The sequence below is a fragment of the Labrenzia sp. ATLA3 genome, assembly GCF_057180185.1.
Genome location: NZ_JBXUKV010000002.1, coordinates 616,251 through 637,949, shown reverse-complemented (window position 1 = coordinate 637,949; position 21,699 = coordinate 616,251). Strand labels below are relative to the sequence as shown.

Genomic DNA, 21,699 nt, shown 5'->3' with positions numbered 1-21,699 from the left:
CATACCACGTCGACTGGTCCCGAATTTCATGCGCAGCTTTCTGCCCCTGATCATCTTTCTTGCCGTTTTGCAGGCCGTTTCCGCGGCTGCACAAACGACGCTTGACGATTTGCGAGGATCCGACGATCCGGATGGAGCGCAAGAATCAGTCGACCCTTCCGATCAGGCAGCACAGGCAGCGGACCGTAATCCGACGCAGACCAATGTTTTTTCCCTGCGTTCAACGCTGAACTCCGCCACGGCGGAAAGCGGATCAAGCGGTCTTGGGACCAACGGAAGAGCTGCGCCGGTCAGGCCCTTCGCCGACAGGATAACAGCGGTCGACAGGGCGGTTCCCCTGACCAGCAGCGGTATCGACGACAGCGTCTTTGGAGGCGATACGACTTTTGATGCTCCGCAGGGCATTCGGCTTGGAGCCTTTACCCTGACCCCTCAATTGACCGTGTCGTCGGGCTGGACCGACAACAGATCTCAGACAGCAGACGGCACCTCTGGCACGTTTTACCAGATTTCTCCCGATGTTTCCCTGACCTCTAACTGGTCCCGGCACCAACTGGATGCGTCGCTGCGAGGGTCCTTTACCGGGTATCCCGGAGAGAGCGACGACAATGAAGCGAACGTCTTTGCCGCCACGAACCTGAGACTTGATATCAGCGAAGCGACGCAGGTCACCACCACGATATCCTACTCGCTTACCCAGGAAGACGATGGCAGTGCCGAATCCGTCTCCGGCACCGACTACGATCATGAACTATCGGGGCGTCTCAGCGGGACGCGCGCGGTCGGCATTGTCGCGGCCACAGCTGCGGTTGGCGTGGACCGGAATTTTTACACATCGGAAAGCGGTTCGGAATCAGGACGCAACAACACGCTTTATTCCACCAGCCTTCGGTTGGACGGCAATACCAGCAGTGTGATTTCACCCTTCGTGGAGGGGTCGTTGCTCTTGAGGCGGTATGACGACACCTGCAGCGATGCCCTGTGTGAAAAACGAAACGCCAACGGGTATCAGGTCGTGGGCGGTGTTACGATCGCCTCCGGTCCCAAGCTCACTGGCGAGTTGGGGGCGGGGTGGCGCATCGAAGACATTGAGGACGACCGGCTGGACAACCTGTCGGGCCTGATTGTCGATGCGTCCCTGGTCTGGTCGCCAAGCCGCCTGACGACCGTCACGGCTGGTCTTGGAACTTCCTTCGAGGCGACCGACATTGATGGCTCCAGCGGGTCGATCATCTATTCCGGCGACCTGCGCCTTGCCCACGCCTTCAGCGATCGGCTGGTCGGGGAAACCGGTGTCGGATACAGTTACCGGACCTATGAAGGTGTTTCGATCGAGGAGCGGACCATGACAGGGTTTGGCGGGCTGACATTCGCGGTTACCAAAAACATTGCGGTGACAGGGAATTACACCCACCGGCGTTTCGACAGTTCGCAGCAGGGAAACGACTATACCGAAAACGCTGTTGAAGCCGGCTTAAGATTCCGGCATTAACGTCACGGTAACCAAATTCACATCATTCATGGGGCGGGGGCAGAAACTTACGGACCTGGGCATCGAGGAGGCCCTGATGCTGAACCTTGCGCGGCTGACTGCGAACGTGAAAACTTTACTGCCCCTCTCTGGAAGACTGAGGACCCTTGGGCGCCGGCTGCTTGTCGCAGCCGCTGCGACAGGCACATTACTGGCGGTTTCGCTGCCGGCACAGGCCGATCAGGGTTTCAGCCGGTTCGTTTCCGGTTTCTGGCCAACGGCCAGGGCTGCAGGCATTTCATCCCAGACCTATAATGCGGTGTTTACCGGCATGCAGCCGGACGATGACACCTTGCGCCTCATGAACAAGCAGTCCGAGTTCGTGAAGCCGATCTGGGAATATCTCGACAGTGCCGTTTCAGACGCGCGGGTCGAGAAGGGCCGCGAGATGCTGAAGGAATACAGTCAGGTGCTTGCGGTCATCGAAAACCGCTATGGCGTCGACCGTGAAGCCGTGCTGGCGATCTGGGGCATGGAAACGAACTACGGCGGCTTCATGGGGCGCCACAATGTCATTCAGGCGCTGGCAACGCTGGCCTATGCCGCGCCGCGCCGGAAGAGCTTCTGGGAAAAGGAACTCGTTACCGCGCTTGGGATCGTCCAGGCCGGCCACGTGCGCTTCCAGGACATGGAAGGGTCCTGGGCCGGCGCCATGGGGCACACACAATTCATGCCGTCGAGCTGGAAGGCCTATGCTGCCGACTACGACGGCGACGGCCGAAGGGACATCTGGACGTCCATTCCCGATGCGCTTGCCTCTACCGCCGCCTATCTGCAAAAGCATGGCTGGCAAACTGGCAAGACCTGGGGGTACGAGGTGAACCTGCCTCGCGGGTTCGACTATCATCTGGCCGATGGCGACAAGACGCTGACCCTTCGCGAATGGAGCAAATACGGCGTCCAACGGACGAACGGTCGAGGGTTTCCGCGTCCTTCCGATAACGCCATTCTGGTTCTGCCGGCCGGTGCAAGTGGTCCTGCCTTCCTGATGCTGAAGAACTTCTACGTGATCAAGCGTTATAACAACGCAACCGCCTATGCACTTGCCGTCGGACATCTTGCCGACCGGATCATCGGCGGCGGTCCAATCGAGGGGGATTGGTCGCGCGAGCACCTTCCGCTCAACCGCTCGGAAACTGCGGAGCTGCAGGCGCTTTTGAACCAGCGTGGATTTTCCGTGGGCACGGCGGATGGCCGGATCGGACCGGCTACCCGCAAGGGTATCCGTGCCTATCAGCGCTCCCGGGGGATGGTTCCCGACGGTTATGCATCCATTGTTTTGCTGGCACGGTTGAAGCTGGACAGCTAAACTGAGTGGAGTTCAGCCGCAGCAGGAGCGCAGCGTGAGAATTCGGACACGGCAAGAGGAAGGCAAAGGCGGGCTCCCCGCCTCGCTCCGGTTTGCCGTTGCTCTCGGTCTTGTGCTGGTTTTCTGTTCTGCCGGTATTTCCGCCGCACAGGATGTGCCGCGTGGTGAGATCGTGGTTGCGCAGAACGGGCCCTTCCGGGGCTTCAATCCGTTCGCTCCTCTTCAGCGTCTGTTTGGCGGCGGTGCGGAAAAACGCGTCAAGAAGCCACAAAAGACCCAGAGAAAACAGAGGGTTTCCCGGCCCGCCGGGGCTCCGCCCAAATTCGACGTTCTCGAAAAAGACCCAGACGCCGGTCTGATCCTTGTGGTTGGAGACCGGATGGCACGCGGTGTGGCCGATGGGCTGAAATACACGCTCGCGCAAAAACCGCAGATCCGTGTCGAGGCCATTACCGAGGACAAGGAAGGTTTTGTGGGCGAGGGATCGCCCGACTGGGCAACGCAGGTGGTCTCCAGAATTCGGGGGGCGGATGTTCAGGCCGTCGTGGTGATGATCGGCCGGCAGGATCTTGGCAAAGCGTTTCCCGGCGACCCGCCCGTCGAATTCATGACCGCCGAATGGTTGGACAGCTACCGCAAGAAGGTGGATGCGCTGGTACGCGTGGTGCGCCAGGAAAAGAAGCCGCTTGTTTGGGCCGGCCTGCCGCCGACAAGCGATGAATTGGTGAATGCCGATTTCACCCAGCTCAACTCGATCTTCCAGAGTGCATCGGAAGACAGGCGCGTTCGCTATGTTGATATCTGGGATATCTTCCTGGCAGAAGACGGCAGCTATTCGTCATATGGGCCGGATGTCGACGGCAAGAACACACGACTGCGCACCAACAACAAGATCGGTTTCACCTGGGCCGGTTATCGGAAGGTCGCATTCTTCGTTGAACGGGAACTCTCGCGTCTGCTGGGGGGCTATGGCGGACTTGCCTTCGAGGGTGTGGAGGATGACCCCAACTTCATCGTTCTGACCGGACGCACCACCTCCCCGGAGGCATTGCTTCTGGGGGGGGAGGACGATGAGGAAATCGACCCGGCGACCAGAACCTATCGTTTTTTCGTGAAGGGTGAGCCTTTGCCGCCGATGCAGGGGCGTGTGGATGATCCGCGCATGCCTGTGGTGGTGAAATCTGAACCCGTGGCTGCCGACGAGGATAGAGCTTTCCCTGCAGGGGCCGCCCTGAGGGGACCTTTGAGCGGTGCTGCCAGTCAGGATGCACAAGGCCGGGTCTCGGTGACGGTGCGACCCGGGATGCCCTGAGACACGATCAGGACCTGAAAAAGCAAAAACCCCCGCAGACAATTGCCTGCGGGGGTTTTGTTTTTGTCCGGAAAGAGCTTACCGCGGCAGGTCGGTGGAACCGGTCAGGAATTCATCGACGGCGCGTGCGGCTTGGCGGCCTTCGCGAATGGCCCAGACAACGAGAGACTGGCCCTTGCGGACGTCACCGGCGGCGAACACCTTGTCCATGCTGGTCTTATAGTCCTCGGTGTTGGCCTTGACGTTGGTGCGGCCGTCCAGTTCCAGCTTCTCGCCGGCTTCGGCGATGTAGGTTTCCAGCAACGGGCCGGAAAAGCCGATGGCGGCCAGAACAAGGTCGGCGCGCAGGATGAACTCGGTGCCTTCGATCGGGCGGCGCTTTTCATCGACGCGCGCGCATTTGACACCGATGATCTTGCCGTCTTCGCCGACGAGGGCCAGGGTCGCAGCGGAAAACTCACGTTCGGCGCCTTCGGCCTGCGAGGAGGACGTGCGGAACTTGGTTGGCCAATAGGGCCAGATAGCCAGTTTGTCCTCTTTCAGCGGCGGGATCGGACGAATGTCGAGCTGAGTAACCGAAAGGGCCCCCTGACGGAAAGCCGTGCCGACACAGTCGGAGGCGGTGTCGCCGCCGCCAATGACGACAACATGCTTGCCGCCAGCCCAGATCGGAGCTTCGTCGCCTTCCGGCTCGCCGCCGACGCGGCGGTTCTGCTGGACAAGATATGGCATTGCCCAATGGCAGCCTTCCAGCTCCATGCCGGAGACTCCCGGGTCACGCGGGCGTTCGGCGCCTGCACACAGGATGACTGCGTCATGACGCTCGGCCAGTTCCTCGAGGGCAACCGTTACGCCGACATTGACGCCGTAATGGAAGGTCACGCCTTCCGCTTCCATCTGCTTCACGCGGCGGTCGATGTAGTGCTTTTCCATCTTGAAGTCGGGAATGCCGTAGCGCATCAGGCCACCGGCCTTCGGTTCGCGCTCATAGACATGCACCGTGTGGCCCGCACGGGCGAGTTGCTGGGCCGCTGCCATGCCAGCAGGGCCGGAGCCGATGATGGCAACCGCCTTGCCGGTCTTGGTGGCGGAAAGTTCCGGGACGATCCAGCCCTCTTCCCAGCCCTTGTCGGCAATCGCCTGTTCGACGCTCTTGATGTTGACCGGAATGTCTTCCAGGTTCAGCGTGCAGGCTTCCTCGCACGGGGCCGGACAAATGCGTCCGGTGAACTCGGGGAAGTTGTTGGTGGAATGCAGGTTCTTGAGCGCGAAGTCCCAGTCGCCCTGATAGACCAGATCGTTCCAGTCCGGGATCTGGTTGTTGACCGGACAGCCCGTCGGACCATGGCAGAACGGAATGCCGCAATCCATGCAGCGGGCCGCCTGATTCATGACGTCCTGGTCGTTCAGCGGAATGGTGAACTCGCGGAAATGGCGAATACGGTCAGAGGCAGGCTGATACTTCTGTTCCTGCCGATCGATTTCCATAAAACCGGTTACCTTGCCCAAGGCGACCTCCTCAAAATGTCATGCGTCTGTCCAGAGTGGCTGCAATCGGCCGCCTCAAGCGGCCGAGAGCCTGTTCGTGTGTTTGGCCGGATTATTCTGCGGCGACCATGCCGAGCCGTTGTTCTTCCATTTCGCGCAGGGCCCGGCGGTATTCGGCCGGCATGACCTTGACGAACTTGGGGCGGTACTGTGCCCAGTTGTCGAGGATTTCCCTGGCCTTTGTCGAGCCGGTCAGTTCCAGATGTTTCGTCAGCATCTGGCGCAGGCGCTCGTCATCGTGGCGTGTCATGTCACAGGACAGGTCCACACGGCCCTTGTGCTCGATATCGCCGCCATGGTGGTGCAGCTTCTCCAGAAGATCGTCTTCTTCGGTCACCGGTTCCAGTTCGACCATGGCCAGGTTACAGCGAGAGCCGAATGTGCCGTCTTCGTCGAGCACGTAGGCAATGCCGCCGGACATGCCGGCCGCGAAGTTGCGTCCGGTCTGGCCGATCACGACGACGACGCCGCCGGTCATGTATTCGCAGCCGTGGTCGCCCACGCCTTCGACAACCGCAAGAGCGCCGGAGTTGCGAACCGCGAACCGTTCCCCGGCAACGCCGCGGAAGTAGCATTCACCCTCGGTGGCACCATACAGCACCGTGTTTCCGACGATGATGGAGTTTTCCGGCACGATCCGGGTGTTTTCCGGCGGACGGACAATCAGCTTGCCACCGGCAAGACCCTTGCCGACGTAGTCGTTGGCGTCGCCGACAAGATCAATGGTGACGCCGCGGGCGACGAAGGCGCCGAATGCCTGGCCGGCGGTGCCCTTCAGATTGATCTTGAGCGTGTCAGGTTGCTTCAGGCCCTTGTTGCCATAGCGCTTGGCAATTTCGCCGGAGAGCATGGCGCCAACCGAGCGGTCGACGGAACAGATCGTCTCGTCGACAATCGTGGGTTCCTTGTTGTCGAGAGCAGGCTTGGCGGCTGCAATCAGGCGCCGGTCCAGAATGTCGTGGATCGGGTGATCCTGACGGGCGGTCCAGCGGGTTTCTTCCGGCTTTGCTTCCGGCTGGAAGAAAATACGGGAGAAATCGAGACCCTTTGCCTTCCAGTGATCGAGGGCAGCTTCCTTGTCGAGGAAGTCGGACCGGCCGATCATCTCTTCCAGCGTTTTGAAGCCGAGATTTGCCATCAGCTCGCGAACTTCCTCGGCGACGAAGAAGAAGTAGTTGATGACATGTTCCGGCGTGCCCTTGAAGCGCTTGCGCAGGACCGGATCCTGGGTGGCAATGCCGACCGGGCAGGTGTTGAGATGGCATTTGCGCATCATCAGGCAGCCTGCGGCGATCAACGGTGCGGTCGAGAAGCCGAATTCGTCAGCGCCGAGCAGGGCGCCGATGATGACGTCGCGGCCGGTGCGGATGCCGCCGTCGACCTGAAGGGCGATGCGCGAACGCAGCCCGTTCAGCACCAGGGTCTGCTGGGTTTCGGCAAGGCCGATTTCCCACGGAGAGCCCGCGTGTTTGATCGAGGTCAGCGGCGAAGCGCCGGTGCCGCCGTCGTAACCGGAAATCGTGATGTGGTCGGCACGTGCCTTGGCAACGCCTGCCGCAACCGTGCCCACGCCCACTTCCGACACCAGCTTGACCGAGATGTCGGCCTCCGGATTGACGTTTTTCAGATCGTAGATGAGCTGCGCCAGATCCTCGATGGAATAGATGTCATGGTGCGGGGGCGGCGAAATCAGGCCGACACCCGGTGTCGAATGACGCACTTTCGCGATGACCGCATCCACCTTGTGACCCGGCAACTGGCCGCCTTCGCCGGGCTTGGCACCCTGGGCAACCTTAATCTGGATCATGTCGGAGTTGACCAGATATTCCGTGGTCACGCCGAAACGGCCGGAAGCAACCTGCTTGATGGCAGAGCGCTGCGGGTTGGACGAGCCGTCCGGCAGCGGATTGAACCGTTCCGGTTCCTCGCCGCCTTCACCCGTATTCGACTTGCCGCCGATCTGGTTCATCGCGATGGCCAGCGTCGTGTGAGCTTCACGGGAGATCGAGCCGAACGACATGGCGCCCGTGACGAAGCGCTTGACGATGGCTTCGGCCGGTTCCACATCGTCGAGCGAAATCGGCGAACGGCCGATTTCGTCCGCGGACTTGATCCGGAAGAGGCCGCGGATGGCGTAGCGACCGCTCTTCTCGTTCACTTCCTTGGCGAAAGCGCGATAGGTCTCGGGAAGTTTCGCACGCACCGCATGCTGCAAAAGGGCGACGGAGTCCGGCGTCCACATGTGGCTTTCGCCGCGTGTCCGGTAAGCGTATTCACCGCCAACTTCCAGCGAGCGACGCAGGATGGCGACATCGCCAAAGGCCTGCTCGTGGCGCAAGACGGTTTCATTGGCGACTTCGGCAAGGTCGATGCCTTCGATCATGGTTGCCGTGCCGAAGAAGTACTTCTTCACGAACTCCGAACCGAGGCCGACCGCGTCGAAGATCTGCGCGCCGCAATAGGACTGGTAGGTCGAAATGCCCATCTTGGACATGACCTTCAGGATGCCCTTGTCGATGGACTTGATGTAGCGGTAGACGACTTCGTCTTGATCGACTTCCTCGGGGAAATCCATTTCCATGTGCATGGAAAGCAGCGTTTCGAACGCCAGATAGGGGTTGATCGCTTCCGCGCCATAGCCGGCCAAAACACAGAAGTGGTGCACTTCGCGCGCTTCACCGGTTTCCACCACCAGGCCGACAGAGGTTCTCAGACCCTTGCGGATGAGGTGATGGTGCACGGCCGCCGTTGCCAGAAGGGCAGGGATCGCGATGCGTGACCGGCTGATCAGACGGTCGGACAGGATGATGATGTTGTATCCGTCCAGAACGGCTTTTTCGGCACGCTCGCACAATTCGTCCAGCGCGCCTTCCATGCCGACGGCGCCTTTTTCGGAATTGTAGGTGATGTCCAGCGTCTTGGCGGAGAACTGGTTGTCGGCAATGTCGCCGATGGCGCGGATCTTCTCCAGGTCCTCGTTGGTGAGGATCGGCTGGCGCACTTCCAGACGCTTGGAGGTCGACATGCCTTCCAGGTCGAAGATGTTCGGACGCGGACCGATGAAGGATACAAGGCTCATCACCAGTTCCTCGCGGATCGGGTCGATCGGCGGGTTGGTGACCTGGGCGAAGTTCTGCTTGAAATAGGTGTAAAGCAGCTTCGACTTGTCGGAGAGCGCGGAAATCGGCGTGTCCGTGCCCATGGAGCCGATGGCTTCCTGGCCGACGGTCGCCATCGGCGTCATCAGAAGCTTGATGTCTTCTTCCGTGTAGCCGAAGGCCTGCTGGCGGTCGAGGAGGCTTTCACCGGCAACCGGCGCGCGCTGGCGCACGCCCGGAAGGTCTTCCAGAACGATCTGGGACCGGTGCAGCCAGTCCTTGTACGGGTTGGCGGTGGAAAGCTGCCGCTTGATTTCGTCGTCGGAAACGATCCGGCCTTCGTCCAGGTCGATCAGCAGCATCTTGCCCGGCTGCAGACGCCATTTCTGGACGATGCGCTCTTCTTCAACCGGCAAAACGCCAACCTCGGAGGACATGATGACAAAATCGTCGTCGGTGACGATGTAGCGGGCCGGACGCAGGCCGTTCCGGTCCAGCGTCGCGCCAATCTGGCGGCCATCGGTAAAGGCAACGGCTGCCGGACCGTCCCACGGTTCCATCAGGGCTGCGTGATATTCGTAGAAAGCCCGGCGGTTGTCGTCCATCAACGGGTTGCCGGCCCAGGCTTCCGGGATCAGCATCATCGCCGCATGTGCGAGCGAATAACCGCCCATGACCAGGAATTCGAGCGCATTGTCGAAGCAGGCCGTATCGGACTGGCCTTCATAGGAAATCGGCCAGAGCTTGGAGATGTCATCGCCAAGCAACGCGGACGACACCGACGCCTGACGCGCCGCCATCCAGTTGACGTTGCCGCGCAGGGTGTTGATCTCACCGTTATGCGCGACCATCCGGTAGGGGTGCGAGAGATCCCAGGACGGGAACGTGTTGGTGGAAAAACGCTGGTGGACAAGGGCCAGGGCAGACGAAAAACGCTCGTCCTTCAGGTCGGCGTAATAGGCGCCGAGCTGATAGGCCAGGAACATGCCTTTGTAGACAATGGTCCGGCTGGACATGGAAACGATATAGAAGCCCTTCGAAACTGCATTGGTTTCGGCACGCACGCGGTTCGAGATAACCTTGCGCAGCACATAAAGGCGGCGTTCGAAGTCATCGGCCTCACCGCCTGTCTTGCGGATGAAGACCTGACGGGAAACCGGCTCGGTGGCGGCAATGTCGGGTGCCTTGGACAGGGAGGAGTTGTCGACAGGCACGTCGCGCCAGCCGATCAGCTCCTTGCCTTCGTCTTCAATGACACGCTCGATGATGGCTTCGCACTTGGCGCGCAGCTCGTCGTCCTGCGGAAAGAAGATGAAGCCGACGCCATATTCACCGGCATCGGGAAGCGTGGTTCCGGCCTTCGCCAGTTCCTCTGCAAAGAAGGGGTGCGGGATTTGCACCAGCATGCCGGCGCCGTCGCCCATCAGCGGGTCGGCACCAACCGCGCCGCGGTGGGTGAGGTTTTCCAGAACCTGCAAGCCATCGGCAACAATCTTGTGAGATTTCTCGCCTTTCATGTGGGCGACAAAGCCGACACCACACGCATCGTGTTCGCGCGACGGATTATAGAGCCCTTTGTCGGCGGCCGTGCTCAGTCGTTCCGCAAGTGTGGTGGTTACTGTGGTCTTCATGTCCACGTTCCCCTCTTGCATGGCTGTGCTGGTCGTCAGCTCTATCTTTGTCATGTGCGCCCTCACTGTTAACCCCAGTGCCGCCGTCGTTGGGAGCGTCCGGTTCCGTTCGGGTCGCATCCCATCAAGAATGCGGTCCGGCGAACCCTGGCTTTCCCGCCCCGGCTCTGTTGTTGTATTAACCTCAGCAGTTTATCAAAGCAAACCGCCGCATTGACGCAGCGGTTCCCCGCTGCCGAAACATTCCGTCTCGCTTCCTTACGGATCCTCCCTGGATCCGCCGAGTGGTCAGCCTGTCATCGTCCATGCCGCTTTGTCGTGCGCCCTATCCGGGCCGTTTTGAGCATGGTGATAATTGGGACAGCATACCTGTCCTATTCCAAGCGGCGCGAACATGACAGATTTCGCCGTCGTGAGCAAGAGTGTTTCTGCGTCGCCGTATTATAATTGTTTCGCGCAAAAAGTGCCAATCATCCGGAAAGCTCAAAACCAATGGAAAATAAGTAAGAATCTTGCGTTTGTTAAACTTTGTGCGGTTATGCTCGCAAAACAGTCACATGCGTTTGATTTCCTATTTACCCTCAATAGGGTCATCTACACTTGGTGACTGTCGGTCCGGCAAGAACGCCGGAACGTGAAGAATTTGAAACGGAACCGAGGAGATCAAGATGAAGCATAAGGCCATGTCTGCAGCTTTTGTTGCCGGTGCGGTTGCGACCGCCGTTGCGGGTCTGTCGTCAACTGTGCCTGCCAATGCCCAGGCCAAGGAAAAATGCTATGGCGTGTCCCTGAAGGGGCAAAACGACTGCAAGGCCGGCCCTGGCACGACCTGCGCAGGCACTTCGACGATCGACTATCAGGGTAACGCCTGGACACTGGTCCCGAAAGGCACGTGCACGACGATGGATGTTCCCGGTGGCCGTCACGGCTCCCTGACGGAACTCAAGCGCGACCTTCCCGAAGCCTGATAAGGCTTGATCGGCCGCATCCGCGGCAACTTGTTCAGGCAGGCGATTGGAAAGCCCGCATTTGCCCACAGGGTGGATAGGGCACACATTTAGTTCAATTCCATCAGCCATGGTGCTTCAGCCGAAGCGGTCTGAAGTTATCCTCAGCCAGTGCGCCTGCCTGACACTCTGTTTTCCATCTGGAGAGTACCATGGTTTCCGACACCCGATCAGAACCGGCACTGCGTAGCGGAGCCGTTGTTCCGGCACGCGCCGGGGCCGGCCTGAAGGCGGACCATGTGGCGGATATTCTGGAAACAGGTGCCGATATCGGCTTTTTTGAAGTTCATGCCGAAAACTACATGGGTGCAGGCGGGCCGCCGCACCGGCAACTGGAAGCCATCCGCGCGCGGTATCCCTTGTCCCTTCATGGTGTTGGTCTGTCGATTGGCGGTGAACAGCCACTCGACAAGGAGCACCTGCAGCGCTTGTCGGATCTGAACCGGCGATACGAGCCGGGACTGTTTTCAGAACATCTGGCATGGTCGTCCCACGACACCACCTATTTCAACGATCTCTTGCCGGTGCCCTATGACGAGGCCACGCTGAACCGGGTGTGCGACCATATCGACGAAGTGCAGGAAACCGTTGGGCGCCGGATGCTTCTGGAAAATCCGTCGACCTATGTCGCCTTCGCGCAGAGCACGATGAGCGAACTGGATTTCCTGAGCGAGATCGTGCGTCGGACCGGCTGCGGTTTGCTGCTCGACATCAACAACGTTCATGTGTCCTGCACGAACCATGAAAGATCTGCCTCGGACTATCTGGCGGCCTTTCCGATGGCCGCCGTGGGCGAGATACACCTTGGGGGCCATGCCCCGGACCAGGACGATGCCGGCCGGCCGCTTCTGATCGACGCTCATGATCGTGAGGTCGATACGGCGGTCTGGCAGCTCTATGAAGACGTCATTGGTGCAAACGGCCCGCTGCCGACCTTGATCGAATGGGACAACAATGTTCCTGCCTGGCCGGTTCTGCTTGCCGAGGCACAGGCCGCAGACCGGATACTGGCGCAGCCCGCAGGGGCCAGACGAAAGCATGCGGTCTGAAATGCGAAGCCCTCTGTCCCCTCCGCAGGTTGATGCCGCTTCTTTCGGACGCGCGCTGTTCGATCCGCAATCGGCCACGCCCGACGGACTGACCGGACCGGACGGGCAGACGGCACCCAGGCGGTTCAATGTCTACCGCAACAATGTGATCGTCAGCCTGAGCGAAGCGCTGGGTGAAACGTTTCCCGCCGTGAAGACGTTGCTGGGTGACGACTATTTCAAGGCGCTTGCAAGGGCCTTCGTGACGGCCCATCCACCGGCATCGCCGGTCCTGATCTGGTACGGTGCCGAATTCGCAGATTTTCTGAACGCCTTCCCGCCGCTTCAGTCCTATCCCTATCTTGGCGACGTTGCCCGGCTGGAATGGGCCTGGCTGCAAGCCTATCATGCGGCGGATGAGGCGGCTCTCGATCCGGCGAGGCTTGGGGACATTGATCCGCAGCGGCTGGGGGATGTTCGTTTTACGCCGCATCCTGCGGTCCACGTGGTGACTTCCCGCTGGCCGGTGTGGACAATCGCGCGGGCCAACAGGTTTGAGCCTGATGAGGCCGGGGCCGCCGATCTTTCAGAGCCGCAGTCGGTGTTGATCACCCGGCCAGACATGGATGTGAATGTCTTTCTGCTGCGTGCGGGCGGTGCCGGGTTTACGTTGGACCTCCTGCAAGGGCATACGCTTGCAGATGCAGCAGGCCGGGCACAGGAAGAGGACGAATCGTTTTCCTTGTCCGATTGCCTGTCGGACTGTCTTGCCGCCGGTGCCTTTTCCGGTCTGCTGCTGGACGACTAACAAACACGCGGCATAGGGATGCTGCTTGATCAAGGGGGATTAAATGGGTGTGCTGATTGGATTTTTTGTCAGGCTCTACACGATGGTGTTCGGAGCTCTGGAACGGCTGACGGATGGCTGGTTCATCGGGCTTGCCGCCCGGTTCATTTTTGCCGCGATCCTGCTGCAGTTCTTCCTGAACTCGGCGATGACGAAAATCGGCGGCAGCATCATGAACATCTTCACGCCGACAGCGGGTGCTTATGCGCAGATGCTGCCGAAGATGATGGAGCAGGTCAGTTACGACACCAGCCAGATTGCGTTCTTTCCCTATGGTCTCATGGTTCTTCTGGGCACCTGGGGCGAATTCATTCTGCCGGTGATGGTGGTTGTCGGTCTCTTCACCCGCTTTGCCAGCCTCGGCATGATCGTTTTCATCTGCGTAATGACCTATGTCGATGTCTACGGTCATGGGGCCGATGCCAAGACCATCGGGGCTTTGTTTGACGGTCAGCCTTATGCGATCATCGCCGATGACCGGTTGCTATGGATCTTCCTGCTGCTGGTGCCGTTGCTCAAGGGCCCGGGTGTGGTTTCGCTGGATTGGCTGCTTGGCCGGTCCTACCGCAAACGCGAGATGTACTACTGAAAAATCAGTTGCCGGTTGTTCTGCCAAGTGATTAAACCGGCACATGAATTTTGCTAGCGACAATTGGGCGGGTGCAGCTCCGGCGGTGATGTCGGCGTTGGCCCGCCATAACGAAGGGTTCTCGCCTGCCTATGGCACCGACCCTTTGACAGACGCCGTCTCCGCCACCTTTAGCGAGATCTTCGAACGGGACGTTGCCGTCTTTTTCGTGGCGACCGGTTCGGCGGCGAATTCGCTGGCGCTGGCCGCATGCGCGAAACCAGGTGGGGCGATCTTCTGCCATTCCAGTGCACACATCCAGGTTGACGAGTGCAACTGCCCCGAGTTCATGACCGGTGGCAACAAGCTGCTGGGCGTCGAGGGGGCAGATGGCCGCTTCTCCGCCGAAGCGCTTCGTGACAAGATGGCGCAGGTTCCCGACGGCGTGGTTCATCACGGTCAGGTCGCCTCCGTTTCCATCAGCCAGGCGACCGAATGCGGAACCGTTTACACGCTGGATGAAATCAGGGCGATCAAGGAGGTCTGCCGGTCGCGCTCCGTGCCGCTTCACATGGATGGCGCACGGTTTGCCAATGCGCTTGTGACACTTGGCTGTTCGGCTGCCGACATGACCTGGAAGGCCGGGGTGGACGTGCTGTCGTTCGGAGCTACCAAAAACGGCTGCTGGTGCGCCGAAGCGGTGGTGTTTTTCGACCTGGAAGCAGCGAAGCAGTTCGAGTATTTCCGCAAGCGCGGCGGCCACCTGTTTTCCAAGAGCCGGTTTGTGGCTGCCCAGTTCGAAGGCTATTTCCAGGATGATACCTGGCTGGCGAACGCAAGCCACGCCAACGGAATGGCCACGCGTCTTGCCGAGGGCATCCGGGACGCCGGCGGGCGGACTGCCTGGGCGGTGGAGGCCAACGAGCTGTTTCCGATCCTCAAGCGCAGCCAGATGGAGGCGCTGCAGGCGGCGGGTGCCATGCTTTACGAATGGCCTGCCAAAGGTCTTGCCGAAGGTCATGCGCCAGCTGCAGACGAGGTCTGCGTGCGTATGGTCACCAGTTTCGCAACGACGGATGAAGACGTCGACGCGTTTCTGAAGGTGCTTGCCGGGACTGTTTGAGACCCGTTCCCACCTCGCGATCTTCTCCGCACAAGCACCAAAAAAGGCGCCTGGTTTCCCAGGCGCCCCAAAGATGCGATTTCAGCAAGTTGAACCAGGCGATTAGTGCGCCGTGGTTTCGATTTGCTTGGTTTCACCGCTGGTGATTTCAATCTTGCGCGGCTTCATGGCTTCCGGAATTTCCCGGACAAGGTCAACGTGCAGCAAGCCGTTTTCGAGGCTTGCCCCTTCCACGCGAACATGTTCGGCAATCTGGAAGCGGCGCTCAAAGGTGCGCGAGGCGATGCCGCGGTAGAGAATTTCCCGGTTGGCATCTTCTTCAGCTTTTTCACCCTTGATGGTGAGCGTGTGCTCCTTGGCTTCGACGCTCAGTTCGTCGCCGGAAAAACCAGCCACGGCCATCGTGATGCGGTAGGCATTTTCGCCTGTGCGCTCGATGTTATAGGGCGGATAGCTCGGTGCTTCGTTGCCGGCGGCATCAAGCATCGAGAAAAGCCGGTCGAAACCGACGGTGGAGCGGTAAAGCGGAGAAAAGTCCAAGTGACGCATGTGTCTGTCCTCTCTTGAGCAACTGATACTTCACTGATGTTGAGCAGTCCTTCGTCCCCCGAATTGGCGGGACAGGCTGCGGTGCAAACCCGTGTTGGCGCTTGCATACCGAGATTTGGTAATTCGGATTTTCATTTCAAGAGGGCAGGCGAGAAGGGCGTCGCCGAAACATGAACGCCAGATGAACGATGCCTTCCGGTTGCGTTCAAGTGGCCCGGTGCATCTTCAGTCCAACGTCAGCACGGCGCTGGCGGAACAGACAGGAGATTTGAAGATGTTTGCCAATATTTCGAAATTGTCCGCCCCGATCGCCGGTGCCATTCTGCTGGTGTCCGCCGGTTTCATCAGCACCGCATCCGCGGCGCCGCTGGCCGGCAAGACCCAGATCGACCCCGCGAAAGCCGAACTGGTGGTCAAGGTCGATCATCGCCGTGGTAACGGGCGCGGTGGCAACTGGAATGGCCGTCATGGTGGCCGTCACTTCGAAATGGGGCCGCGTGAAATCCGCCGTAGCCTGCGTCACCGTGGTTTTCATCACATCCGCATCCTCGACCGTCGTGGCCCGATGTATATCGTCAAGGCAAAGGGCTGGCGCGGCATGCGGGTCCGGATGGTCGTCGATAGCCGGAACGCCAATATCGTTCGCAGCCATCCGATCGGTCATCGTGGTCATCAGTGGCAGCGCCGTTGGTACTGATACGCGGTTCCTCGCGATCTTAGATTTTCAGGGCCGGCTTCCCAGGGAGCCGGCCTGAACCCTGTTGAGGGGCATGCGGGATGCGGGTATCACATAAGGGCGCAAGTGCGCGCATATCCGGGCCAGCAGTGCCGGCAGGGGTGATGTGTTCTTGACGAAAAACCTTTATCTGTTTGAGAAACAAGCTCTCAACGAAGCCGAGTGATTCGCAGCGCATGACCCTGATCGATCATCCCGACAATCCGGTGCCAGACGGGGCGCGATCCGGGTTCGTTACGACGCCGGATGGCAAGAAGATCCGGTATGCGCACTGGCCGGCCGCGGGCGCCCGTCGCAAGGGCACGGTGACCCTGCTTCAGGGGCGGGCAGAGTTTATCGAAAAATACTTCGAGGTGATCGAAGATCTTCGCAAACGAGGCTTTGCCGTCATCGCCTTCGACTGGCGCGGGCAGGGTGGTTCTCAACGGCTGACCCGCAATCCCAGGCGCGGTCATGTCTCGAACTTCAACAAGTACAAGCTGGATCTGCGCACGGTGCTCAAGGAAGTGTCGCTGGCGACCTACCCCGGACCACATTTCGCGCTGGCTCATTCTACCGGTGGGCTTGTGGTTCTGTCCGACACCGACCGCTTGCGGACCATGCTGGACCGGGCGGTGCTGACCGCGCCGCTTCTGGGCCTGCCGGCCGGAACATGGTCGCCTGGTCTGGTCTCCGGCTACCGGAAGGCCCTGCGCATACTTACCCTTGGCCTGTTCGGTCGACCGGGCCTGAAGGCAACATCCCCCAAGACGTCCTGGCTGATCGAAAAGGTTGCCATTCCCGCCGCCCGTCTGTTGTCATTATTCGGTTTCGGCAGGCTGTTTGTTCCCGGGGGCAATGCCGAGATTTCGGTGGCCTATGAGGTCAACCGGCAAACGACCGACAGGGTTCGGTTCGAACGCTTCAACAAGGTTCTGGAAAAGGCACCGGAACTGGGCGTCGGCTCGCCAACGCTCGGTTGGCTGGCCACGACCGGCCGGACCATGCTGGCGCTCCGCCGGCGGGAGGCCGGGCCGAACATCAAATTGCCCTGCCTGATGCTGGCGGCGGGGAAAGACCGGATCGTCTCCACGCCCATGATCGAGGACTTCGTCGCACGGGCGAAGGCGACGGCCTATGTGGAAATCGCGGGTGCCGAACACGAACTGATGATGGAGCGCGATGCCTTCCGTGATCAGTTCTGGGCAGCGTTCGACGCCTTCATTCCGGGGCTGGAAGCTGAACAGGCGCTGGAACGCGCCAGAAGCTGATCTAAGTCTCCTGATTAGGCCATGAGCGCCGTCAGCCCGCTTTTGCCAAATCCCGCAGCAGGACTTCGTGGAGGTGCGGGTCGCCTGAGGCGACGATCTGGCCACCATCGGCGGGTGACCCGCCGGTCCATGTGGTGACAACGCCACCAGCCCCTTCAATGATCGGAACAAGTGCAACGATATCATAGGCTTGCAGGCCGGATTCGATCACCGCGTCACCATGGCCGGCAGCCACCATGCAATAGGCATAGCAGTCGGTGCCATAGCGGGATAACTGCACGGCGGTTTCGATCCGGTCGAAGGCCGGGCGCTCATTTTCAGTAAAAAGTGCCGGAGTGGTGGTGAAAATAGTGGCATCTTCCAGACGGGCGCAGGGACGTGTCCGAAGTTGCCTGTTCCCCAAGGAGCCATCGTACCAGGCTGTCTTCCCGTCACCGCCAAAACGCTCGCCGATATAGGGCTGAACCATCATGCCAAGGCTCGGAATGCCGCCGGTTCTCAGGCCGATCAGTGTTCCCCAGGTTGGCAGGCCGGTGATGAAGGCGCGCGTGCCGTCAATCGGGTCGAGCACCCACACATTTTCCGCGTCGAGGTTCTCCGGACCGTGTTCTTCGCCAAGGATTCCGTGGTCTGGATAGGTTTCGTTGATCAGCGCACGCATTGCGGTTTCACCGTTCTTGTCGGCGATGGTGACAGGGTCAAACCCCGTTTCCCACTTGTTGTCGACCTCGAAACCCTGACGGAAATGCGGCATGATCGCACCACTGGCGGCTTCCGCCAGCCTGTCCAGGAACGGGGCGAACATATTTGAACTGGAAACAGGCCCTGCCGACATCATTACCTCCTGGTTGCGGAAACCGCACAAAACCGAAATCAAAGTGAATTGCCGCTTGTATAACCGGTTCTGCAAAAAAATGAATCTGCAAAACATGAACCACTGCTCATACTTTGATCAGTTCAAAGGGGGTGTCGGGCTTGACCTTTGTGCGGTGCAATGCGATTTTATTGCGGTGCGATACGTTGTGTCGTACCGCCCTCCTTGGGCGTTTCCTCCCTAGACTCGGGCCGCCTCTTTCGAGAGCGGCCTTTTTTTTGTCCTGATGGTTTTATTCCGCTGCGATGGAATCTGCCGGCAGGGCTGCGTCCGGCATGGATGTCAACTCGCGGGCAAACTGGCGCAGATTATGAAAGAGGTCACCAAAGCCAGGAGTTGGCTGGTGCGTTTCCTCGTCCATATAGAGCCCGCGGTTGATTTCGATCTGTAGGGCGTGAAGGCCGCTTGTGGGGCGGCCGTAGTGTTCGGTGATGAAGCCGCCTGCGTAAGGCTTGTTGCGGGAAACGCTATAGCCCATTTCCTTCAGAACCGAGCAGGCGAAGTCCGTGAGTTCACTGGTGCAGCTTGTGCCGTAGCGGTCGCCAAGGATGAAGTCCGGGCGCGTGTCGGTTGTCTGGCATTTCACGCTGGACGGCATGGAGTGGCAATCGATCAGAACAGCAAAGCCGAAGGTCACGTGGGTCTGGGCCAAAAGCCGGCGCAATGTCGTGTGATACGGCTTGTAGATTTCCTCCACGCGGCTGAGTGCCTCGGCAACCGGCAGCTTGTGCCGATAGATCTCGTGGTTCTCGCTGACGATGCGGGCCACCGTGCCAAGACCGCCTGCCACGCGTATCGAGCGGCTGTTTGCATAAGTCGGCAGGCGTCCCTCGAACATTTTCGGATCGAGTTCGTAGGGTTCGCGGTTCACATCGAGATAGGCTCTGGGAAAGTGCGCACGCAGAAGCGGTGCACCCAGCGGTACGACATGGGTGAACAGATCGTCGACAAAAGCGTCTTCCGACCGCCGGATCGCGGTTTCGTTCAGACGGGAGGAAGCAAGAAAACCTTTGGAATATTGCCGTCCGGAATGAGGCGAATTGAAAACGAACGGCACCCTCTGGTCTGCCGGGCACAGAACTTCGAATGCGGGAAAGCCGTTAAAATCCGCCTCGAAAGAGGCTGGGGAGGAAGGCTGCTTGTCGTCCGTCAATGCTGTGTCCTGGTTGCCGCCCGGTGCAGGCCATTTCCTATGGTGCCAAGGAATCGTCGCGCCGTCCACCTCGAGAGGATCAAAAGCCTGCGCACTTGTGGGCAATGCTGCTGCGAAAGAGGGCGCTGACGGTCGGATTGCACGGGCCTGGCAGAGCCTCAGCGCGCTGCGAGGGGAGGTGGCTGGATGATTTCCCCTGCGTTAAGAGGGCTTCCCGTGTGGGAGGCCCCATGGAAGGGTTGTTCTCAACAACTGGCTATCCACACCGTGGGTGTGTGAGCCAATTCACCCTATCATTCTGTGGAATTCGAGCTATAACCGGCAGAAAGGGAACAGAGAACCCACACGAACAAAGGACCTGGTCAATTACGATGCCGCGTATCCTGCTTGCCGAAGATGATAATGATATGCGCCGCTTTCTGGCGAAGGCGCTGGAAAATGCCGGTCACGACGTCGTTTCGTTCGACAACGGCAAAAGCGCCTACGAGCGCCTGCGCGAAGAACCGTTTTCATTGCTTCTGACCGATATCGTGATGCCTGAAATGGACGGGATCGAGTTGGCCCGCCGGGCGACGGAGCTCGATCCGGATCTCAAGGTGATGTTCATAACGGGTTTCGCAGCTGTTGCGCTCAATCCGGAATCGGATGCGCCCAAGGACGCGAAAGTCCTTTCAAAGCCGTTCCATCTGAAGGACCTGGTGCAGGAAGTGGAGCGCATGCTGGCCGCCTGACAAGGTGGTGACGCCGCGGAAAACTGGGGCTGACAACCGGGCTGGGGAAATTTTGACGGTTCGGTGAAAAAGGGGGGTTGCACAGTTTGCCGATCCCCGTTATATCGCACTCCACCACGGCGCTGGGGCGTCGGACTACCGAGAAATTCGGGCGTGTAGCTCAGCGGGAGAGCACTTCGTTGACATCGAAGGGGTCACAGGTTCAATCCCTGTCACGCCCACCATTATTGCGCTGATCAAGGTTTCGAGAGGCGCGGGTTGATCTGAAGACAGGCGCAAGTTCTGCCGCTGCTTCAAGGCCAATCCAGTTAAACGTGAGCGCCTTTGGCGCTCATTTGGTTTATAGAAGCAGGACCCTTGTGGGGACAGTGACATGAAGATCAAAAATTCGCTCAAAGCGCTCATGACCCGCCACCGCGACAACCGCATGGTTCGCCGTAAAGGCCGTGTCTACATCATCAACAAGAAAAACCCGCGTTTCAAAGCACGCCAGGGCTGATCTTGTTGCTGCGCATTGCGTGGCGAAAGACCCGGAAACCTCTTCCTGAGCAAGGCCTTGTCTTGTTGTTCGAGGAGTGAATCGGGCCATTGCCACGCTGGTGCACGAAGATGTGTCAAATTCCAGGATTGACCGCCGCATCCAACGACCCATAATCGTCGGATGCGGATTTTTGTGTTTGCCTTTCTGTTTCTTGCTGGTGCCGGTCTCGCTGGCGCACAGCCTGTTCCCGATCTCGGTCCGGAGGTAGAGCCTCCGTCCGCCGAAGACTTCAACGCGCTTCCTGACGATCTTCCGGAAGAAGGTGGGCAGGTGGTGGTCGAGGAGACAGATCCGGACGACGAGAAGTCTCGTCTGGATGAGCTTTTTGCCAACCTCGCCAAATCGGACAATCCGAAGGAAGCCTCGCGTATCGGCCGGGAAATCCAGATGCTCTGGATGGAATCGGGTAGCGATACGGTAGACGTGCTGATGTCCCGGGCCGGCAAGGCCATCCAGGCTGATGATCATGCCTTGGCGCTTGACCTGCTGGACACGGTCGTCATCCTGAAGCCGGCCTATGCGGAAGGCTGGAACAGGCGTGCGACAGTCCATTACATGCAAGAGGATTTCGGCAAGTCTCTGGTGGATATCGAGCGCACACTGGCGCTGGAGCCACGTCATTGGGGAGCCTTGTCGGGCCTTGCAATTATTCAGCGGCGTCTGGGGTTTGAAAGCGAGGCGCTGACGACGTTCAAGCGGGCGCTTGAAATCAATCCGAGCCTGGAAAATGCCTCCAAGGCCGTGAAGGATCTGGAAGAAGAAGCCGAGGGCGAAGCCACCTGAGGACGGCTCAGCGTTTTCGCCGGTGCTGGCGGAGCTGATTGCTGCCAGACTTGAATGTTGCCAGACTTGATTGTCGTGTG

18 protein-coding genes and 1 tRNA gene are annotated in these 21,699 nt (G+C 59.6%); 14 read left to right on the top strand and 5 right to left on the bottom strand.

Features of this window, described 5'->3' with window-relative positions; genetic code table 11:
• Positions 1 to 28: 28 nt before the first annotated feature.
• From AC2A6O_RS07430 to AC2A6O_RS07420, 3 genes are all read left to right on the top strand, one after another.
• Entirely contained in the window at positions 29 to 1,492 is a 1,464-nt protein-coding gene (locus AC2A6O_RS07430) for an outer membrane beta-barrel protein (RefSeq protein ID WP_498926306.1), read from the top strand.
• Between the two features lie 76 nt (positions 1,493 to 1,568).
• Positions 1,569 to 2,840 carry a lytic murein transglycosylase gene (locus tag AC2A6O_RS07425; RefSeq protein ID WP_498926305.1) on the top strand — a complete coding sequence of 424 codons (1,272 nt, stop codon included), beginning with the start codon at positions 1,569 to 1,571 and terminating at the stop codon, positions 2,838 to 2,840.
• Between the two features lie 34 nt (positions 2,841 to 2,874).
• Positions 2,875 to 4,152, top strand: coding sequence for an SGNH/GDSL hydrolase family protein (locus AC2A6O_RS07420; RefSeq protein ID WP_498926304.1), 1,278 nt, complete (start codon positions 2,875 to 2,877; stop codon positions 4,150 to 4,152).
• A gap of 78 nt (positions 4,153 to 4,230) precedes the next feature.
• On the opposite strand, the gene AC2A6O_RS07415 is transcribed toward AC2A6O_RS07420, so the two are convergent.
• Entirely contained in the window at positions 4,231 to 5,661 is a 1,431-nt protein-coding gene (locus AC2A6O_RS07415; protein WP_148582995.1) for a glutamate synthase subunit beta, read from the bottom strand.
• A gap of 91 nt (positions 5,662 to 5,752) precedes the next feature.
• Positions 5,753 to 10,429 (bottom strand): glutamate synthase large subunit, encoded by a 4,677-nt coding sequence (gltB, locus tag AC2A6O_RS07410; protein ID WP_498926303.1) that lies wholly within the window; start codon positions 10,427 to 10,429, stop codon positions 5,753 to 5,755.
• Between the two features lie 668 nt (positions 10,430 to 11,097).
• Between gltB and AC2A6O_RS07405 the strand changes: the two genes are divergently transcribed.
• From AC2A6O_RS07405 to AC2A6O_RS07385, 5 genes are all read left to right on the top strand, one after another.
• Complete coding sequence (locus tag AC2A6O_RS07405) at positions 11,098 to 11,397, top strand: BufA1 family periplasmic bufferin-type metallophore (RefSeq protein WP_148582993.1); 300 nt, start codon at positions 11,098 to 11,100, stop codon at positions 11,395 to 11,397.
• Between the two features lie 191 nt (positions 11,398 to 11,588).
• The gene (bufB, locus tag AC2A6O_RS07400; protein WP_498926302.1) at positions 11,589 to 12,485 is read left to right on the top strand and encodes an MNIO family bufferin maturase; all 897 of its coding nucleotides are present in this window, start codon (positions 11,589 to 11,591) and stop codon (positions 12,483 to 12,485) included.
• On the top strand, positions 12,475 to 13,272 hold the full coding sequence (locus AC2A6O_RS07395; RefSeq protein ID WP_498926301.1) for an HvfC/BufC N-terminal domain-containing protein: 798 nt from the start codon (positions 12,475 to 12,477) through the stop codon (positions 13,270 to 13,272). The genes bufB and AC2A6O_RS07395 overlap by 11 nt, the downstream gene beginning before the upstream one ends.
• Before the next feature lie 43 nt (positions 13,273 to 13,315).
• On the top strand, positions 13,316 to 13,900 hold the full coding sequence (locus AC2A6O_RS07390; protein ID WP_148582990.1) for a DoxX family protein: 585 nt from the start codon (positions 13,316 to 13,318) through the stop codon (positions 13,898 to 13,900).
• Between the two features lie 43 nt (positions 13,901 to 13,943).
• Positions 13,944 to 15,002 carry a threonine aldolase family protein gene (locus tag AC2A6O_RS07385; RefSeq protein WP_498926300.1) on the top strand — a complete coding sequence of 353 codons (1,059 nt, stop codon included), beginning with the start codon at positions 13,944 to 13,946 and terminating at the stop codon, positions 15,000 to 15,002.
• Positions 15,003 to 15,104: 102 nt separating this feature from the next.
• Here AC2A6O_RS07385 and AC2A6O_RS07380 read toward each other — a convergent pair whose 3' ends face one another.
• Positions 15,105 to 15,551, bottom strand: coding sequence for an Hsp20 family protein (locus AC2A6O_RS07380; RefSeq protein WP_148582988.1), 447 nt, complete (start codon positions 15,549 to 15,551; stop codon positions 15,105 to 15,107).
• Between the two features lie 181 nt (positions 15,552 to 15,732).
• Between AC2A6O_RS07380 and AC2A6O_RS07375 the strand changes: the two genes are divergently transcribed.
• The gene (locus tag AC2A6O_RS07375; RefSeq protein ID WP_148582987.1) at positions 15,733 to 16,248 is read left to right on the top strand and encodes a hypothetical protein; all 516 of its coding nucleotides are present in this window, start codon (positions 15,733 to 15,735) and stop codon (positions 16,246 to 16,248) included.
• 215 nt (positions 16,249 to 16,463) lie between these two features.
• Positions 16,464 to 17,537, top strand: coding sequence for an alpha/beta fold hydrolase (locus tag AC2A6O_RS07370; protein WP_498926299.1), 1,074 nt, complete (start codon positions 16,464 to 16,466; stop codon positions 17,535 to 17,537).
• Between the two features lie 31 nt (positions 17,538 to 17,568).
• Here AC2A6O_RS07370 and hisN read toward each other — a convergent pair whose 3' ends face one another.
• Both hisN and AC2A6O_RS07360 read right to left on the bottom strand, forming a co-directional pair.
• Positions 17,569 to 18,375 (bottom strand): histidinol-phosphatase, encoded by an 807-nt coding sequence (gene hisN / locus AC2A6O_RS07365; protein ID WP_498926298.1) that lies wholly within the window; start codon positions 18,373 to 18,375, stop codon positions 17,569 to 17,571.
• Positions 18,376 to 18,643: 268 nt separating this feature from the next.
• Positions 18,644 to 19,489: an N-formylglutamate amidohydrolase gene (locus AC2A6O_RS07360; protein WP_286192550.1), complete on the bottom strand. Its 846-nt coding sequence runs from the start codon at positions 19,487 to 19,489 to the stop codon at positions 18,644 to 18,646.
• 446 nt (positions 19,490 to 19,935) lie between these two features.
• Between AC2A6O_RS07360 and cpdR the strand changes: the two genes are divergently transcribed.
• The 4 genes from cpdR to AC2A6O_RS07340 all read left to right on the top strand — a co-directional run bounded on the left by cpdR (position 19,936) and on the right by AC2A6O_RS07340 (position 21,619).
• Positions 19,936 to 20,295, top strand: coding sequence for a cell cycle two-component system response regulator CpdR (gene cpdR, locus AC2A6O_RS07355; RefSeq protein ID WP_148582983.1), 360 nt, complete (start codon positions 19,936 to 19,938; stop codon positions 20,293 to 20,295).
• 149 nt (positions 20,296 to 20,444) lie between these two features.
• Positions 20,445 to 20,519: transfer RNA gene (locus AC2A6O_RS07350), tRNA-Val, on the top strand.
• 149 nt (positions 20,520 to 20,668) lie between these two features.
• Entirely contained in the window at positions 20,669 to 20,794 is a 126-nt protein-coding gene (gene ykgO / locus AC2A6O_RS07345) for a type B 50S ribosomal protein L36 (protein ID WP_006932207.1), read from the top strand.
• A 162-nt stretch (positions 20,795 to 20,956) separates the two neighbouring features.
• Entirely contained in the window at positions 20,957 to 21,619 is a 663-nt protein-coding gene (locus AC2A6O_RS07340; RefSeq protein WP_498926297.1) for a tetratricopeptide repeat protein, read from the top strand.
• Positions 21,620 to 21,699 lie beyond the last annotated feature (80 nt).

Bases quoted from the DNA above. Each gene is read 5' to 3' on its own strand.
- AC2A6O_RS07430 (WP_498926306.1), top strand. From the start codon at position 29: ATGCGCAGCTTTCTGCCCCTGATCATCTTTCTTGCCGTTTTGCAGGCC.
- AC2A6O_RS07425 (WP_498926305.1), top strand. From the start codon at position 1,569: ATGCTGAACCTTGCGCGGCTGACTGCGAACGTGAAAACTTTACTGCCC.
- gltB (WP_498926303.1), bottom strand. From the start codon at position 10,429: ATGAAGACCACAGTAACCACCACACTTGCGGAACGACTGAGCACGGCC.
- AC2A6O_RS07405 (WP_148582993.1), top strand. From the start codon at position 11,098: ATGAAGCATAAGGCCATGTCTGCAGCTTTTGTTGCCGGTGCGGTTGCG.
- bufB (WP_498926302.1), top strand. From the start codon at position 11,589: ATGGTTTCCGACACCCGATCAGAACCGGCACTGCGTAGCGGAGCCGTT.
- AC2A6O_RS07395 (WP_498926301.1), top strand. From the start codon at position 12,475: ATGCGGTCTGAAATGCGAAGCCCTCTGTCCCCTCCGCAGGTTGATGCC.
- AC2A6O_RS07390 (WP_148582990.1), top strand. From the start codon at position 13,316: ATGGGTGTGCTGATTGGATTTTTTGTCAGGCTCTACACGATGGTGTTC.
- AC2A6O_RS07385 (WP_498926300.1), top strand. From the start codon at position 13,944: ATGAATTTTGCTAGCGACAATTGGGCGGGTGCAGCTCCGGCGGTGATG.
- AC2A6O_RS07380 (WP_148582988.1), bottom strand. From the start codon at position 15,551: ATGCGTCACTTGGACTTTTCTCCGCTTTACCGCTCCACCGTCGGTTTC.
- AC2A6O_RS07375 (WP_148582987.1), top strand. From the start codon at position 15,733: ATGAACGATGCCTTCCGGTTGCGTTCAAGTGGCCCGGTGCATCTTCAG.
- AC2A6O_RS07370 (WP_498926299.1), top strand. From the start codon at position 16,464: ATGACCCTGATCGATCATCCCGACAATCCGGTGCCAGACGGGGCGCGA.
- hisN (WP_498926298.1), bottom strand. From the start codon at position 18,375: ATGATGTCGGCAGGGCCTGTTTCCAGTTCAAATATGTTCGCCCCGTTC.
- cpdR (WP_148582983.1), top strand. From the start codon at position 19,936: ATGCCGCGTATCCTGCTTGCCGAAGATGATAATGATATGCGCCGCTTT.
- ykgO (WP_006932207.1), top strand. From the start codon at position 20,669: ATGAAGATCAAAAATTCGCTCAAAGCGCTCATGACCCGCCACCGCGAC.
- AC2A6O_RS07340 (WP_498926297.1), top strand. From the start codon at position 20,957: ATGCGGATTTTTGTGTTTGCCTTTCTGTTTCTTGCTGGTGCCGGTCTC.